This window comes from Cobetia sp. PDI-23MA (assembly GCF_059507735.1).
In genome coordinates this window covers 1,258,521-1,275,836 of the sequence record NZ_CM183352.1, presented here as the reverse complement: position 1 = coordinate 1,275,836, position 17,316 = coordinate 1,258,521, and the positions used below count along the sequence as shown (strand labels likewise).

The 17,316-nt window shown below is 63.8% G+C and carries 13 protein-coding genes; 3 read left to right on the top strand and 10 right to left on the bottom strand.

All coding sequences use genetic code 11. From position 1 onward, the window contains the following. Window positions 1–65 precede the first annotated feature (65 nt). Window positions 66–3,245, top strand: coding sequence for a bifunctional proline dehydrogenase/L-glutamate gamma-semialdehyde dehydrogenase PutA (putA, locus tag AC5WNJ_RS05465; protein WP_495931024.1), 3,180 nt, complete (start codon window positions 66–68; stop codon window positions 3,243–3,245). A 465-nt stretch (window positions 3,246–3,710) separates the two neighbouring features. Then, entirely contained in the window at window positions 3,711–5,192 is a 1,482-nt protein-coding gene (gene putP, locus AC5WNJ_RS05460) for a sodium/proline symporter PutP (RefSeq protein WP_176676658.1), read from the top strand. Between the two features lie 132 nt (window positions 5,193–5,324). Here putP and AC5WNJ_RS05455 read toward each other — a convergent pair whose 3' ends face one another. The 10 genes from AC5WNJ_RS05455 to AC5WNJ_RS05410 form a co-directional block, all read right to left on the bottom strand. Beyond that, the gene (locus AC5WNJ_RS05455) at window positions 5,325–7,154 is read right to left on the bottom strand and encodes a glucosyltransferase domain-containing protein (RefSeq protein ID WP_495930609.1); all 1,830 of its coding nucleotides are present in this window, start codon (window positions 7,152–7,154) and stop codon (window positions 5,325–5,327) included. A 144-nt stretch (window positions 7,155–7,298) separates the two neighbouring features. After that, window positions 7,299–8,138, bottom strand: a complete 840-nt coding sequence (locus tag AC5WNJ_RS05450) for a mechanosensitive ion channel family protein (protein WP_495930608.1) — start codon at window positions 8,136–8,138, stop codon at window positions 7,299–7,301. 288 nt (window positions 8,139–8,426) lie between these two features. Continuing rightward, on the bottom strand, window positions 8,427–9,122 hold the full coding sequence (locus AC5WNJ_RS05445) for a hypothetical protein (protein ID WP_495930607.1): 696 nt from the start codon (window positions 9,120–9,122) through the stop codon (window positions 8,427–8,429). After that, window positions 9,097–10,296: a putative hexosyltransferase gene (locus AC5WNJ_RS05440; protein ID WP_495930606.1), complete on the bottom strand. Its 1,200-nt coding sequence runs from the start codon at window positions 10,294–10,296 to the stop codon at window positions 9,097–9,099. The genes AC5WNJ_RS05445 and AC5WNJ_RS05440 overlap by 26 nt, the downstream gene beginning before the upstream one ends. Beyond that, complete coding sequence (locus tag AC5WNJ_RS05435; protein WP_495930605.1) at window positions 10,293–10,727, bottom strand: GtrA family protein; 435 nt, start codon at window positions 10,725–10,727, stop codon at window positions 10,293–10,295. The genes AC5WNJ_RS05440 and AC5WNJ_RS05435 overlap by 4 nt, the downstream gene beginning before the upstream one ends. After that, complete coding sequence (locus AC5WNJ_RS05430; protein ID WP_495930604.1) at window positions 10,717–11,859, bottom strand: glycosyltransferase family 2 protein; 1,143 nt, start codon at window positions 11,857–11,859, stop codon at window positions 10,717–10,719. Before AC5WNJ_RS05430 ends, AC5WNJ_RS05435 begins: the two co-directional genes overlap by 11 nt. A gap of 518 nt (window positions 11,860–12,377) precedes the next feature. Then, on the bottom strand, window positions 12,378–12,683 hold the full coding sequence (locus tag AC5WNJ_RS05425) for a cyd operon YbgE family protein (RefSeq protein WP_131431628.1): 306 nt from the start codon (window positions 12,681–12,683) through the stop codon (window positions 12,378–12,380). A 58-nt stretch (window positions 12,684–12,741) separates the two neighbouring features. Beyond that, a complete protein-coding gene (cydX, locus tag AC5WNJ_RS05420) occupies window positions 12,742–12,843 on the bottom strand; it encodes a cytochrome bd-I oxidase subunit CydX (RefSeq protein WP_024951692.1) in 102 nt (33 codons plus the stop codon). Between the two features lie 75 nt (window positions 12,844–12,918). Next, a complete protein-coding gene (cydB, locus tag AC5WNJ_RS05415; RefSeq protein WP_495930603.1) occupies window positions 12,919–14,052 on the bottom strand; it encodes a cytochrome d ubiquinol oxidase subunit II in 1,134 nt (377 codons plus the stop codon). Window positions 14,053–14,058: 6 nt separating this feature from the next. Further along, a complete protein-coding gene (locus tag AC5WNJ_RS05410; RefSeq protein WP_495930602.1) occupies window positions 14,059–15,675 on the bottom strand; it encodes a cytochrome ubiquinol oxidase subunit I in 1,617 nt (538 codons plus the stop codon). A 582-nt stretch (window positions 15,676–16,257) separates the two neighbouring features. Between AC5WNJ_RS05410 and AC5WNJ_RS05405 the strand changes: the two genes are divergently transcribed. Beyond that, window positions 16,258–17,121 carry a lipopolysaccharide kinase InaA family protein gene (locus AC5WNJ_RS05405; protein WP_495930601.1) on the top strand — a complete coding sequence of 288 codons (864 nt, stop codon included), beginning with the start codon at window positions 16,258–16,260 and terminating at the stop codon, window positions 17,119–17,121. The last annotated feature ends 195 nt before the right edge of the window (window positions 17,122–17,316 follow it).

Sequence of the window (17,316 nt, the reverse complement as noted above, 5' to 3'; positions counted from 1 at the left end):
ATACTGTCAAGCAAGGGGTTCTCAAGGGCGATGTGCTCAAGGACAACATCCTGCGCAGTGACCAGATGCTGGCCGCCAGCACCTGGCAGCAGTCTCCGGAGGCGCTGTTCGCGCGCGTCAGCGACCACTATCTGGTCGATGAAAGTGCCTACGTCAGCGAGCTGGTCGGACTGCTGAATGCCGAAGAGAAGGATGTCAAGCGCATCGGCGACAAGACGGCAGAACTGGTGCGCGAGATTCGCACCATGGACACCGCTGTCGATTCCATCGACGAGCTGCTGCAGCAGTACAGCCTCGACACTCAGGAAGGTGTGCTGCTGATGTGCCTGGCCGAGGCGCTGCTGCGCATTCCGGACAAGGAAACCGCCGATGCGCTGATCGAGGACAAGCTCGGCGTGGCCGACTGGAAGTCCCACCTGGGCCAGAGCGAGTCCTGGTTCGTCAACGCCTCCACCTGGGGCCTTCTGATGACCGGCAACGTCATCAAGATGGATCTGCCCAAGGGCGACGGCAAGCCGGCCACCTTCATCAATCGCATGGTCAATCGTCTCGGCGAGCCGGTCATCCGCCGCGCCATGTACCAGGCGATGAAGGTGATGGGCAAGCAGTTTGTGCTGGGCCGCGATATCAAGGAAGCGCTCAAGCGCTCCCAGCCGCTGTTCGACAAGGGCTACACCTATTCCTACGACATGCTGGGTGAAGCGGCCTGCACCCGTGCCGACGCCAAGGGCTACTTCGACGACTACGCGCGTGCCATCCGCACCGTCGGCGAAACCTCACGCAAGCTGAAGGAATCCACCCCGTCACCGTCCGTCTCCATCAAGCTGTCCGCCCTGCATCCGCGCTATGAATTCGGCCGTCGTGAGCAGGTGCTGGAAGAGCTGGTGGCGAGCGTGCGTGAACTGGCCGGCATCGCCCGCGAGCTGAACGTCGCCATCACCATCGATGCCGAGGAAGTCGATCGCCTCGAGATCTCGCTGGAAGTGTTCCGCGCCGTCTACGAGAGCGACACCTGCCGCGGCTGGGGCAAGTTCGGCCTCGTCGTGCAGGCCTATTCGACGCGTGCCCTGCCGACCCTGCAGTACCTGAACCGCATCGCCGATCTGCAAGGCGACGAGATCCCGCTGCGCCTGGTCAAGGGCGCCTACTGGGACAGCGAGATCAAGGAATCCCAGGAGCTGGGTGTCGAAGGCTATCCGGTGTTCACCCGCAAGGCCTCCACCGACGTCAGCTACCTGGTCTGCGTGCGCTTCCTGCTGTCCGAGAACACCCGCGGACGCATCTACCCGCAGTTCGCCACCCACAATGCCCACACCATCAGCACCATCCTGGATGTGGCCAACGCCGGCGAGACACGTCAGTTCGAATTCCAGCGCCTGCACGGCATGGGCGAAGCCCTGTATGAAGCCGCGCTGAAGCGTGCCCCCAAGGGGACCTGGTGCCGTATCTATGCGCCGGTCGGCGCGCACAAGGACCTGCTCCCGTACCTGGTACGTCGTCTGCTGGAGAACGGGGCCAACTCCTCGTTCGTTCACCAGCTGGTCGACCCGCGCGTGCCGGTCGAGAGCCTGTGTACCCACCCGGTGGTCACGCTCAATCAGTACAAGACCTACCACAACCCACGCATCGCGCTGCCGCCGAACATCTATGGCGCAGACCGCCTGAATTCACGGGGCATCAATCTGAACATCAATAGCCAGTACCAGCCGCTGATCGACGAGATGGCCACGCACATGGACACTACCTACGACGTGCGTCCGCAGCTGGCCTTCGATGTCGAGGTCAATGCCGAGCGTCGTCAGGCCGTCACCTGCCCGTTCGACCGTCGTGACACCCTGGGCCACGTGCAGTGGACCAGCGCCGAGGAAGCCTCCAAGGCCATCGACGCCGCCTGGGCTGCCTTCCCGCGCTGGGAGCAGACACCGGTCGAGGAACGCGCCGCGATTCTCGAGCGCTTCGGTGACCTGATGGAAACCCACACCGCCGAGCTGATGACCCTGTGCTCCCGCGAGGGTGGCAAGCTTCTCACCGACGGCATCGCCGAGATCCGTGAAGCGGTCGACTTCTGCCGCTACTACGCCAACCGTGCGCGTGCCGACTTCGCCGAGCCGACCGAGCTGCAGGGCCCGACCGGTGAGCACAACCAGATCATGCTCGGCGGCAAGGGCGTGTTCGCCTGCATCAGCCCGTGGAACTTCCCGGTCGCGATCTTCTGCGGCCAGATGGTCGCCGCTGCCGTCACCGGCAACACCGTGGTCGCCAAGCCCGCCGAGCAGACCTCGCTGGTCGCGCACCGCGTCGTGGAACTGCTGCGCGAAGCCGGCATGCCGCGCGATGTCGTCCAGCTGCTGCCGGGGGATGGCCCGACAGTGGGCAGCGTGCTGTCCAGCGACCCGCGCATCACTGGCGTGTGCTTCACAGGCTCCACCCAGACCGCACAGATCATCAACCGCTCGCTGGCCGCGCGTGAGAACGCTCCGCTGCCGAGCCTGATCGCCGAGACCGGTGGCCTCAACGCCATGATCGTCGACTCCACCGCCCTGCCGGAGCAGGTCGTCAACGACGTGGTGCAGTCCGCCTTCCAGAGTGCCGGTCAGCGCTGTTCCGCCCTGCGCGTGCTCTACGTGCAGGAAGACGTCGCCGAGCGCGTCATCAGCCTGCTCAAGGGCGCGATGGACGAGCTGAAGATCGGCGACCCGCGTGACCTGGGCACCGACGTCGGCCCGGTCATCGACGAGGAAGCGCGTGCCGGTCTGCTCAAGCACATCGAGGAATATCGCAGCCAGGGCCGCGTGATCGCCGAAGCCGCCGTCGACAAGACCATCACCGAGCACGGCACCTTCGTCGCGCCGGTCGCCCTGCGCATCGACGGCATCGATAGCCTGGAAAGCGAGCAGTTCGGTCCGGTACTGCACATCGCGACCTGGAAAGGCGGCGAAGTGGACAAGGTCATCGATACCATCAATGGCCTCGGCTACGGCCTGACCTTCGGTGTGCATTCGCGAAACGAAAGTTTTGCCAATGCCGTTGCACAGAAAATTCGTGTTGGTAATGTCTACGTCAACAGGAATATCATCGGTGCTGTAGTAGGTGTACAGCCGTTTGGTGGCCAGGGCTTCTCCGGTACTGGCCCGAAAGCCGGCGGCCCGCACTACCTGTACCGCTTCGCTACCGAGAAGACCCGTACCGTCAACACCACGGCTCTCGGCGGCAACGCGTCTCTTCTCGCCATGGGCGACGAATGACCGACGCTACCTGCTCTCGCGGCAGCAGAGGTCATGCCTGGCGGAAGACTGCATGCTGGACGTGCATGAGGTAGCCAGGTGACAGGGCATCAGGACGATGCCCAGTGGATGACGGCGAGCACGCCAGGCCGTCATCTGCCCCGGACACCGACAGGGACGCCCACGGACATGGATCGCCAGCGACTGGCCCCCCATGCTCGTGCCCTGCGGTGTCCGTTGCCGTTTCCCCTTTTGACTCGACAGCAATATGCGGGGACGGACGAACGTCAGAAGATTCGTTTATGCGCTAGTCTGAACGTGCAAGATTGGTAGGAACTTGCGAGAGCCGCCGCGACATGGCCCTCGAAGGACGTTCGATGCATGACGCAGGACTCCCGGTGACGGTCTGACAGGAACCGTCACTGGCAGTAAATCATCACGACGCTCGCCGTCCGACAACAATAAATGCAAAGGATTTACTCCACGATGGTCGATAACAGCCCCACCATACTCATCACGTTCGCAATCTATCTGGCGGTGATGCTCGGCATTGGCCTGCTGGCCTACAAGCGCACCTCCAACATGTCGGATTACATCCTGGGTGGCCGTTCATTGGGCCCCTGGACATCCGCCATTTCCGCCGGTGCGTCTGACATGTCCGGCTGGCTTCTTCTGGGCCTGCCCGGCGCTGCCTACCTCAGCGGCCTGTCCGCTGCCTGGATCGGCATCGGTCTGCTGGCAGGTACCTGGCTCAACTGGCTGATCGTCGCCAAGCGCCTGCGTATCTACAGCTTCGTCGCCAGCGACTCGCTGACCCTGCCGGATTACTTCGAGAAGCGCTTCCGCGACAACTCCAAGATGTTGCGCGTCATCTCGGCCGTCTTCATCCTGCTGTTCTTCCTCTTCTACACCAGCTCCGGTCTGGTGGCAGGTGGCAAGCTGTTCGAGACCGTCTTCGGCCTCGACTACACCATCGCCGTGACCGTCGGTACCATCGCCATCGTGTCCTACACCTTCTTCGGCGGCTTCCTCGCCGTGTCGTGGACTGACCTGATCCAGGGTCTGATGATGGCCGCGGCCCTGATCGTGGTGCCCATCGTGGCACTCACCGACATGGGTGGCGTGGCAGAAGCGACCTCGCGCATCACCGCCGAGAACCCGCTGCTGCTGGAATGGTTCCGTGACGCCTCCACCGGCGAAGCGCTGACCCTGGTCGGCATCGTCTCCTCACTGGCGTGGGGCCTGGGCTACTTCGGTCAGCCGCATATCCTGGCGCGTTTCGCGGCCATCCGCAGCGAGAAGGACATCGGCGCGGCACGCACCATCGCCGTCGTCTGGTCTGCACTGGGTCTGTTCGCAGCCATCTGCATCGGCCTGCTGGGTCTCGTCTACGTGCCGAAGGACCTGGCCGACAGCGAGAAGATCTTCATGGTCATGGTGAACTTCATCTTCCACCCGGCGGTTGCCGGCGTGCTGCTGGCCGCCATCCTGGCTGCCGTGATGTCCACCGCTGACTCCCAGCTGCTGGTGTCGTCCTCTGCCCTGGCCGATGACTTCTACAAGGCGCTGTTCAAGAAGGATGCGACCCAGTCCGAGCTGGTGTGGGTCGGTCGCTTCGCGGTGGTCGGTATCGCCATCATCGCCTGGATCCTGGCGCTGGACCCGAATTCCAGCGTGCTGGGTCTGGTGTCCTACGCCTGGGCCGGCTTCGGTGCTGCCTTCGGTCCGGCGCTGATCATGTCGCTGTACTGGCGTCGCATGAACCGCTTCGGCGCGCTGGCCGGCATCATCGTCGGTGGCGTGACCGTGGTGGTCTGGAAGCAGCTTTCCGGTGGCATCTTCGATCTCTACGAGATCGTGCCGGGCGTCATCTTCGCCTACATCGCCATCTACGTGGTCAGCATCATGAGCGCAGCACCGGCTGATGAGGTCACCACGGAATTCGACAAGGTCGAGAACCACGCCTGATCGAGGTGTGACAGGACACTGTTGAAGCCTGTACCTATTCGGCAATACGACAACGCCGCCCCTCGGGGCGGCGTTGTCGTTCATGGCAACTGGTCCTCACTGACTCACGCTGTCATGGCTCTCTCATATGGCCTAATCACATTGGCGAGGCTTGCGAAAATCGATCACCCAGACGCCCTCTTGCAGTGACAGCGCTGGCGATTGCACTTGCGACAGCACTTGAGATTGAGCGGATGAAGGGGCTGAGGACTGACTGGTGAGCTGATCGGAGGCCTGACTGACAGCATCGCCCGGCGCACAGGGCGACCGCGCTTGCAGGCGTGCCTTGAGCGCCTCATCGCGCAGCAAGGTCACCGCACTGGCGCCCACCAGGCGCAGCCGCACCACGGCCCAGTAGTTGTCGGGCGTGAAGGCGGCGACCAGATTCTGGCCCACGGCCGCCACCTGCTGGCGAGCGACCCGCGCCAGTGGCGCTACTGGCGCCTCGCCCAGCACCAGTACCGGCAAGGCATCGCGCGGCTGGTAGCGCTCGGCATCGCGGGGCGAGTCCAGCGGCAGCCCCTGTTCCCGAGCCTGAGCTACCAGGGTGCGGGCCAGCTGTGTCTCATGGACCTGCTGGGCGGCCAGCGCATTGCTCCAGGCGGCGAAGATCACCTCATGGCGCACCAGCAACAGGCAGGCGACGATCAACAGGCACTGCATCAACGAGCACTGCCTCAGCCGCCGCCAGACAGGAGGCTTGCGCTGCGTGTTGGCCGTTTCCGTCATGCTCGGCGTTGCGCCGGCACTCGCTCTCGCACTCAGAACCAGCATCAGGGCACCGCCCAGCAGCGGTCCCCAGGCGATCAGGGTGCGCGAATGAAATACCGGCTCGGCCAGCAACAGCATCGGCCCCCACAGGGCGGGAGCCAGCAGCAGCGCCCACAGGGCCCAGCTCATGCGCTGCAGCGATAGCTGGCGCGCCGAGCGAGACCTGACCGCGGGCGCGCCAGTGGCCTCGGCGTGACGTAAAGGCACGCCGTGAGGCAGGAGTCGCAACAGCGCCGCCCCGGCCAGCAGCGCCAGACTGAGCAGCAGCGTGACCTGCCCCAGCCCCTCACGCAGCGCGCCCAACGCCACGTTAAGGTTGTGCTCGAGCCCCGCCAGCAAGGCCTGAGGGTCGGCGAAGGGCAGCATCTGGCCATGCTGCTGACTGTACTCCCCCGCCACCAGCAGCCGCGTGATGGGCAGATAGAGCAGCAAGGCGACGGCGGCCAGCGCCCCACGCTGCAACAGCATCCGCCAACGCGACCACAGTGACGTGCTGGCAGGGCCCGCGAACAGGGCTTCGAGCAGGCTCAGCACCAGAAAGGCATTCAGGGCCGGTTGATAGCAGCACAGCGCCAGCAACAACAGCAGCAAGGCGCTCAGCGGTGGCTGCCAGGCCTGCCATAGCCCTCGTCTTTCGTTTACCCCGCCGGCCTGCTCTCCCTCTGTTCTGGTCTTCCCGCCAGCACGCAACACCAGACTGGCCAATATGGCACTGGCCAGCGCCACACTCATCGGCAGGCTGTCGAAGGCGTAACTGAAATTCTGCAGGGTGAAGGGCGTCAGCCAGATCAGCGCATTGCCCACGACGCAGCCCGCCAGCGAGAGCCCCGGCAGCCATCGCCACCAGGCCAGTGCCATGCTCGCCGCCAGTCCCCAGGCCGCCAGCTGCGGCAAGGGCGCAACATTGACCAGCACGTCGCCGAAGCCCAGCAGACGCATGATACCCTCGGCGGCCGGGCGTGCATTGAGCATCCAGCCGAAATAGCCATCCAGCGCGCGACTCATGTCATCCAGATACAGCGCACGCGTGGCAATCAGCGGCACAAGCCCGAGGCCGATCACCACAAGACTGGCAAGCAGAATGCGCCATGCCTGACGCCGTCTGGCATCAGCGGCATCACACGCTTGGGACAACGGCTGCGACCTTGTCATGCACTGGACTCCCGATCAGAACGATACCCAGGACGGATGACGTCGAGAGTACCTGACTCGGGGCGCGATGGAATGCCCCGACGAAAGCCCATCAAAAACGCCACCCGAGGGTGGCGTTGTCGACATGCTTACGTCTTGCGGGAGTTACTCGGCCGGCGTGCTGGCCTGATGGAAGTGCACATCGCGCTGCGGATAGGGAATGCTGATGCCGCGCTCATCGAAGGTAAGTTTGATGCGTTCGGTCATGTCCCACTTCAGCGCCCAGTAGTCGGCCGCACTGCACCACATGCGGAAGTTGAAGTTGACCGAGCTGTCGGCCAGCTCTGACACGGCGATCAGGTGGGACGGCTCCTTCATGATGCGCTCGTCACCGGCGACCAGCTCCTCGAGCACCGCCTTGACCTGACGGATGTCGTCGTCATAGCTGACACCGACGACCAGGTCCAGACGACGCGTCGGCAGCGCCGAGTAGTTGGTGATGGTGTTGGACATGACGCTGGAGTTCGGCACGGTGACCTTGCGGTTGTCCGGCGTCACCAGGCGGGTCTGCAGCATGGTGATCTGATCGACACTACCGGAAGTACCGGCGGCTTCGACGTAATCGCCCTTCTTGAACGGACGCAGCGTGACCAGCAGGAAGCCGGAGGCCAGATTGGACAGCGAGCTCTGCAGCGCCAGACCGATCGCCAGACCCGCCGCACCCAGCGCGGCGATCATGGAGGTGGTATCGACGCCGAGCTGGTCCAGAGCGGTCAGCAGCACCATGACCACCAGGATGGCGTAGGCGATCTGGCCGACGAAACCGGCCGCTGCCTCGTCCATGCTCTTGCGGTGCAGAAGCGAGGTCGCCCACTGGGTAAGACGCTTGGCGACCCACATGCCGAAGACCAGCACGGCCAGCGCCGACAGCAGGGTTCCGCCCCATTGCAGCCCTATCTCGAACAGCTGACTGGTATCCATGGGAATGGCATTCAAAAATTCCACGACAACTCCTTGAGCATCCCTTGTGTGGCAGTCAGCAGACCACCGGGTGCTTTATCGTTATAGGGCACGAGGCGCGCGCCGGGGACGCACTGACACTCGGCCGAATGGATCATTGGGTATTCACACGCGCACAATTTACCTGACTATCGGCGTCACGTCAGTGCTCTTGCAGTTGGGGCCGTGTGCCCTGCTCTGCGCTCATCACGTCATTCATCAAGGCATCAATCACGCCAGTCCTCAATTCAGGGCGCACTTCAATTCAGGGCGCACTTAAATTCAGGGCGCACGTCAGGGCTGCGCTCGAGCGGGCGTCAGTCCCAGCGGTGAGCGCAGCGTCAGCGCGTCCAGGCGCAGGCCCACAGGAAACTTGTTGGCATCCAGACCCGCATCACGCGGCGCGATGGGCGGCGGCCCCTTGAGGGTCAGGCTGAAGCTGCCATCGCTCGCGATCAGCGCGGCGGGCACCTCGACCTCGAAGCGCTCATAATCACCGCCCACTGGCCAACGCGTGACGGTCTGCTCTTTGATCATGACCGCTACCGGCAGCGCGGTGGCCGAATCCGGAAAACGTGACAGCTCAAGCGCCACGACCACCGCCTGTGAACCTGCCGGCGAGACCTCGGGCGCCACTCGCAGACGCAAGGTGACCTCCGCCAGCCGCGCACTGACCGGCACGTCTGGCTGTGGCGAGTAGAAACCGGCCCACAGCACGCCGCAATTGCCCAGCGGCTCGCCCTTGCGGACGGAGTAGCGCTCACCGGGCGTCAGTACCGGAACCTCGCCCATCGGCCGATAACAGGTGGTGGCATGCTCGATGAAGTAGCGCCGATAGTGATCATCGACCCTGGGCGTGCGCGCCAGCCACAGAATGGTGAGTTCGAAGGCCAGCACCACTACGGTGGCCAGCAGCCACCAGATCCGCTGGCTGCGGCGCGAGCGTGGCGCGCCATACAGGGCATCAGACGAGCCAGAAGACGGCGTCATACCAGTTCTCCACCAGCCAGAGATTAGCGAGCGCACCCAGCATGACAAGGCCCCAGGCCAGCGTGCGTGGCAGCCGCACGAGCAGGTCATGGAGGGCCAGCACGAACACCGGCATGCCGATCATGTAACGCGGAATGGCGTCCAGCCCGGTCGCCAGCGGTATGAACAGCGTGAAGCCCGCCAGCCCCATCTCCAGCCAGCGCCGCTGCACGCCCAGCCAGCCGATCAGACCGACACCGACCAGCGCCATGCTCGCCTGCCACGCCGGACGCAGCGTCTCCGGCGCACTCTGCCAGTAGCTCAGCCCTTCAATGAGGTTGATGAGGGGGTTGCCCATCTCGCGTCCCCAGGAGATCTGCACGTGACTGAAGGCCAGCGCATCGCCCGTGCGGTGATAGAGCAGCGCCATGAACAGAAACAACCCCAGGGGCCCCACCACGCCGACCAGCAGCCAATCGGGCCGCCGCCACAGCTCGGCGAAGGCCCGCAGGCGCAGGCGCGCCACAAGTTCGATTCCCATCGCGATGACCCAGAACACGCCAGTGGCGCGGGTCATCGACAACAGCAGCGTCCAGAGCATCACGCGGCCGGTGCGCTGACACCGCCAGTCGATCAAAGACGCCAGACACAGCAGCCAGAACAGTGACTCGGAATAGAGTGCGCTGAAATAGAAGCTGTACGGCATGCTGGCTGCCAGCCACACGAACAGCTGCAACGGCGCGCCGGGACGCGTGATGGCCAGATAGCGACAGCCCAGCCCCAGCGCCACGGCCAGCAAGGCATTGCTCAAGAGCACGCCCATCAATTCGGGGTCGAGCTGACCGCCCAGCGTCACCAGCCACAGCAGCGCCGGATAAAGCGGGAAGAAGGCCCAGTTGGCGGCGTCGCCATCGCTCATGCTGCGCGCCTCGACATCGTAGCCGCGCGTCATGATGCCCTTGAACCAGCTGCCGTCGAACTGCGCCATGGCGTGCAGATAGCTGTGATCGCCCCACAGCGCGATGGCGATCCAGACGGCGCGCGTCACCAGCAGCGCCAGCAGGATGTGCCCCCAGGGAATGCGCACGGCCTGCGCCCGCGCGAGTGCCTCGGCAGGGGGTGGCGTCTCGGCCGCCAGGGGCTTGAGGCGCTCTCCCAGCGTCGAGCGCGGTCCTGCGGTGACACTGTCATTCATGCAGGGTCTTCCTTGAAAGCCCACAGCCGTGAGGCCAGATAGGTCACGATCGGCACCGAGAGCGTGGCGATCGCGATGGCGACGAAGCCCGACAGGTCCAGCCCCTGCATCAGCAGGGCCAACAGGCCATTGTTGAGCGCAAAGCCGCCCGCCGCGACCAACCCGAAGCGCCAGGCACTGCCCTGGCGCTTGAAGGTCAGCCGGCGATGGCCGACCAGCGAGACCTGAAAGGCGACGCAGAAGGCAATGAGATTGGCGATGAACTCATTGAGCTGCGGCCACAGGAACAACAGCAAGGCGGCGACGCCCAGGTGCACGCCCGTCGCCGCCAGCCCGACCAGCCCGAAGCGGGTCGCGGTGCCCGCCTCCTCCCTGGCGCGCGCAGTGACTGACCTGTCGGACTCGCTGACACCTTCACGATCAGCGCTCAAGTGATTCACCTCGCGCCGCATCGCGTGGCCCACCGCGCACGACGCGCGCAGTGCTCAGGCCGCTGTCGAGCCCCCTGTCCGGTGACACGCTGCCCGGCAGGCTGTCGTGCAGGCTGTCATGGTCGATCAGGTAAAGCGGACGCTGCTTGGTTTCCATGAACAGGCGACCGAGGTATTCGCCCAGCACGCCGATCGAGATCAGCTGCATGCCGCCGAAGAACAGGATCGCGACCATCAGTGAGGCATAGCCCGGCACATCGACGCCGAACAGCACCGTCTTGCTGATGATCACCAGGATATAGAGGAAGGAAAGAGCGGCGACGACACTGCCGATATAGGTCCAGACCCGCAGCGGCCAGGTCGAGAAGCTCACCACGCCATCGAGGGCGAAGTTCCACAGCTTCCAGTAGTTGAACTTGGTGGTGCCGGCCGTGCGCGACGGGCGCTGGTAGGTGACGCTCACCGAGCGATAGCCGGGCCACGAGAACAGGCCCTTCATGAAGCGGTTGCGCTCGGGAAGGCGCCGCAGCGCCTCGACGACACGGCGGTCCAGCAGGCGGAAGTCGCCCGCATCGCGCGGTATCTCGGTGAAGGTCAGGCGGTTGAAGATGCGGTAGAACCAGCCTGCCGTCTTGCGCTTGGTGGCGGTGTCTTCAGGGCGCGCGGCGCGCACGCCATAGACCATGTCGTAGCCGGCCTGCCATTGACTGATGAACTCGAGGATCACCTCCGGCGGGTCCTGCAGATCGACATCCATCGGCACGATGGCATCGCCGCGCGCCTGCTCGATGCCCGCGGACATGGCCGCTTCCTTGCCGAAGTTGCGTGTCAGGCTCAGGTAGCGCACGCGAGCATCGCCGGCTGCCGCAGCCTCCAGACACGCCAGGGTGCCGTCGGTCGAGCCATCATCGACGAACAGCACTTCAAGATGCGGTACCTGCGAGCTCAGTGTCTTCTCGATGGCCTCCAGAAAGAGACCGATGGTCTCCTCCTCGTTCATCACCGGCACCACCAATGACAAGACCCAGTCACCGGAAAGGCGGCGCGACATGTCGCGGGGAATGTGCACCGACGAAGTCGAGGACTGCCTGCCAGACGTCTGGCCGCAGGATGCATCAGCTGAGGACCGCATGGTATTTCCTCCATCGAGAGCCCCGTCAATCATGCACGCCAGGGCGTCATCATCTGACAAAATGAGAATGAAGAGGACACAGGGGCTGCACCAGCGCCTTGCCAGACACTCTCGCTCTCGATCGGCGCCTCTCCTCCCTCCGCTCCATTACCTCTTGGGGCCGAGGGCGACGATTACAACGCAGCGTCAATGCTGACGGTGACCAGCGCGAACGGACCTGCCAACTGCAAGAATCCGTGAAAAGCCCCCGCACAGCGCCAGAAGTCGGCAAGGGACCGCGAGCGATTACGAGGGCCTGCAGGGCCGGCAAGGGGCTTGCGAGAGCGGTCTGTGAGAGCGGCCTGTGCGGTGCAATGAGCGCGACACCACCTCGCTGCGTCACAGAGCCTGCGGCCTCGACAAGTAAAGCCTGAATCACTCAAGGGCTCGCAAGCCATGCCTTTGGCCCAAAACAAGCACGGCCGCTCCCTGGAGCGGCCGTGCTTGTTGATGTAATAAATGGAATCTGCGCAATCGCGTTACTGGCTGGACGCGAGGACCACCAGCGTGATGAGCAGAAGACACCAGCTCAGCGGCGCCCCCAGCAGCCAGGCGCGAGTCGCATGGCGCGGCACCAGGCCGACGCCATGCGTGAAGCCGGCGCCCAGCCCCCAAAGCGCGACCAGCAACATCAGATAGCGCGGCCCTGTCTGCATCGAGGCTATCGCATCCGGCCCCAGCAGCATCCAGATGGCCACCATGGCAGACAGCAGCAGCGAGGCCAGATGGGCAGGTCGAGTTCGGCACCAGGCCGGTGGTCGTGAGGCGTACCAGGGTCGTGACATCGAGCTCTCCTTGATCGGAACGGTCAGCGGCGCAGAAGTAACGTTGGGGCCGCCTCACTCAATCATCGTCAAAGGTGTGGGTCTGCTCAAGCCACAATGCATTGATGATGCCCGCGAAGCAGGCCAGCAACACACCGAGAATCCAGGCGAAATACCACATGGTGTCGTCTCCTGACGAAGGCACTGCCCTCGCCTGTTGATAGCAAATGGGAGCAATTGGCTCAGCTAGCTCAACTCAATACAGACTGTGACCGTCCTGCTCGATATGCGCGACGGTGACGCGACGCCACATCTTCACGTAGCACCAGGTGGTGTAGAGGATGATGGTCGGCACCATCACCAGACCCGCCACGGTGACGATGGAGAGCGTCAGCTCGCTGGAAACGGAATCCCACAGCGTCAGACTGGCCTCGCTCATGCGCGAGGACGGCACGATGAACGGGAACATGCTGATGCCTGCGGTGGCGACCACGCCCCCTACCCCGACGGAGCTTGCCGTGAAGGCCGCGCCGCCCTTGCGCCGAGCCGACAGCACCATCGCGGCCAGCACACCGGCGATCGCGCTGAGCGGTGCCAGCAACGTCAGCGGCTCACGTGCATAGACATCCAGCCAGCTACCCGGCCCCACCTGCTTGTCGAGCAGCTTGAGGGCCGAGGCGGTGTCGCCCATCTGATCAATGCTGTAGCCCATGCCAGACAACCACACCCACAGCCCGCCCAGCGCGAACAGCCCCAGCGTCAGCAGGCCCAGCGGCTGCACCAGACGCGCACTGCGTGCGGCGACGGCCTCATCGGCACGTGCCACCAGCCAGGTGCCGCCATGCAGCATCACCATCACCACGGACAGCGCGGCGCACAGCAGAGCGAAGGGGTTGAACAGGCCCAGGTAGCTGCCGGCGTAGCTGGCACGCATGAACTGATCGACTTCCAGCGGCACGCCCTGCAGCAGGTTGCCGAAGATCAGCCCGAAGAAGGCGGTGGGAATCAGGCTGCCGGCGACGATGCCGCGGTCCCACCAGCCGCGCCACTGGGTGTTCTCGAGCTTGGAGCGGTAGTCAAAGCCCAGCGGGCGGAAGAACAGCGAGAACAGGATGGCCAGCATCGCGAAATAGAAGCTGGAGAACACGGCGCCGTAGACCACCGGCCACACCGCGAACACCGCGCCAATGGCCGTGACCAGCCACACCTGATTGCCATCCCAGTGCGGGGCCAGGGTATTGATCACCACACGGCGCTCGCTGTCATTGCGGCTGACCAGCGGCATCAGCATCGCCGCGCCCATGTCCATGCCATCGGTGATGACGAAGCCGATCAGCAGCAGCCCTACCGCCACCCACCAGAACAGCTTGAGGATCTCGTAATCCCACATGATCCGTTACTCCTTGAATGACAGCGAAGGATTGAGTGACATGCCGTCATCTTCGGACATGGCGCCATGGTGGATGCCGCCGCGCTCGAAGTGATAGCGACCGGTGTGCAGGGAAGACGGCCCCTTGCGCGCGAAGTGGAACATCAGCCACATCTCGATGACGAAGAACAGGCTGTAGAAGGCCAGGAAGCCACCGATGGACCACCACAGGTCGGACTCATCCAGACTCGAGGCCGCCATGAAGGTCGGCAGGATCTCCCCCACCGCCCACGGCTGACGCCCGAATTCGGCCACGAACCAGCCGGTTTCCACGGCGATGAACGGCAGCGGGATGGACAGCAGGCAGATCCACAGGAAGGGCCGCACGTCGAAGCGATGCCTGGCGGTCATCCACACCGCCGCGATGAAGATCACCAGCATCGCCATGCCGCAGGCGACCATGATGCGGAACGAGAAGAACATCGGCGCGACCGGCGGAATCGAGTCGGCGGCGGCCTTGTCGATCATCTCCGGCGTGGCATCGGAGGGCGTCTCGACGTAGCGCTTGAGCAGCATGCCGTAGCCGAGATCATCCTTGACCGCATCGAAGGCTTTGCGGGTCGCGATGTCGTCCTGGCCATCACGCAGCTGCTGGAGCAGGTCATAGGCCTGCATGCCATTGAGGATGCGTCCGCGGTGCTCCTCGGTCAGCTCCTTGATGCCGGGGATCTCGGTATCCAGCGATCGCGTGCCGATCAGGCCCATCACATAGGGAATATGGATGCCGTAATCGGTGTGCTGGGTCTCCTCGTTGGGCAGACCGATCAGCGTGAAGGACGCCGGCGCCGGCTCGGTTTCCCACATCGCCTCGATGGCGGCCATCTTGGCCTTCTGGACATCCCCGACTTCATAGCCGGACTCATCGCCCAGCACGATCACCGAGGCCACCGAGAACAGACCGAAGGCGGCGGCGATGGCGAAGCTGCGCTTGGCGAAGCCCAGATCACGCCCCTTGAGCAGGTAGAAGGCGCTGATGCCGAGCACGAACATGGCGCCGGTCACATAGCCTGCCGACACGGTATGCACGAACTTGGCCTGGGCGACCGGGTTGAAGATGACATCCGCGAAGCTGGTCAGCTCCATGCGCATGGTCTCGAAATTGAAGGCCGCACCGACCGGATTCTGCATCCAGCCGTTGGCGATCAGGATCCACAGTGCCGAGAAGTTGGAGCCGAAGGCGACAAGCCAGGTCACCATCAGGTGCTGACGCTTGCTCAGGCGGTCCCAGCCGAAGAAGAACAGGCCGACGAAGGTGGACTCGAGGAAGAAGGCCACCAGGCCCTCGATAGCCAGCGGCGCACCGAAGATGTCGCCGACGTAATGCGAGTAGTAGGCCCAGTTGGTGCCGAACTGGAATTCCATCGTCAGGCCCGTGGCCACGCCAAGAGCGAAGTTGATGCCGAACAGCTTGCCCCAGAACTTGGTCATGTCCTGGTAGACCTGCTTGCCGGTCATGACATACAGGGATTCCATGATGGCCAGCAGAAAGGCCATTCCGATGGTCAATGGTACGAACAGGAAGTGGTAGAGCGCGGTCATGCCGAACTGGAACCGCGACAGCTCCACGACGGTATCGGAGATCATGTCTTAACCCCTTTGCGATAAGGCGGACGGTCAGGCGCCGTCCCTGCATGCGCTTGCCACCGACGTCGGGCGGAATATCAGGCCGACTGTCGCCGGCAAGCACACAGGCAATGGCACCGTGGCACCAAGACCTTGGTCGGCATTGTCTACCCTCCCGCGCCAGCCTCCAGATGTCAGGTTGTCGCACTCACCGAGCGAATGTCGCACCCTCCATCTCAGCCAAGTGGCTGTCGTCACAGGACAACTCCGCTGCAAGCCGCATGGATGCTGGAACGACGGGCATCGCTGGCCTGGCGCCAACTCAACGCTGACTCCTCACCCCCTGCGCGCGCTGCGACCATCGACCACACTGCGACGTTGCACCACGCTGCGACCGACTGGCGCACCCAAGCGGCGCCAGCGCCACGCTCAAAACCATCACGCCTTCACACCATTGCCGCAGTGGGAAGGAGAGTTTTATGCCACAGGCCTGTCACTTCCCCAGCAGGCTAACTATCATGGCCAGTCATCGCAGCGCTCACCGACAAGGATTGCCAGTGCACGCTTACCGCCCATCACCCGAGACCGTGATTCCTACCTGACATGACGCATCGCTCCCCCGTTCATCCTTCTGCTGGTCATACCGCCACCAACAGCCCCAGCGCCACGGCGCCGCGCGGCCACGGCGATTACTGCGAAGCCGGACTTGCCCGCCTGCTGGAGCAGCACGACCTCAATAGCTTCGATGCCCTGTGGCAAGTGGCAGCCCACGACGTCGACGCGCCGAATCGTGAACGCGGCGGCGTCTCGACGGTCTCGCTGCTGACACTCGAGGATGAGGACGGCAACAGCCATCGCCTCTACCTCAAGCGCCAGACCAACCATCTGGGCCGCAGTCTGGCGCGACCGCTGGGCGAACCGACCTTCTCTCGCGAATGGCGTGCCATCCGTCACTATCACACGCTGGGGATACCGGCAGTGGACGCCGGCTGGTACGGCGAGCGGCGCGCAGGCCGGGAATGGCGTGCCATCCTGATCACCTTCGATCTCGCCGGGCGCGCTGATCTGGATCACTGGCACCAACGCTGGGCGGAACTCGATACCGGCATGCGCTCTCAGGTCATCACCGCCAGCGCTCGCCTGGTTCGCGAGATCCATCAGGCTGGCCTGATGCATGGCTGTCTGTTCCCCAAGCACATCTTCCTGAGTCGCCCGCCGAGTGAGTCGCCGGACAGCACCTGGCAGATGGACGCCGTCATCATCGATCTCGAGAAGACGCGCCGCTTCGTGCTGCGCCGCCACGAGTGCCTGCGCGATCTCTACGTGCTGTGGCGCCGCCTGAAGGGCTGGCAGCACGACGAATGGCGACAATTTCTTGCCGTCTATCGCGATTCGGATGCGCAGAGCGCAGAGGTCAGTCAGTGGCTGGAAAAGCTGGAAGCACGCGCCGCACGCAAGCGTCGCTGAGTCTGCAGAGCCCGGTGACGATCTTTGGCGCAGTGATTACTGACCTCGCACACGGCATGCGACCAAGGTCTTGATCACCTTGCGCGAGGATGAATGAGGATGTCGCTCGAATGCGTCACCACAAGTCTCACTCGTGAGACATTAAACTTCCCTGAAATAATCAGTAACATCCGCTAACAGGACGCCTAAAAAGTT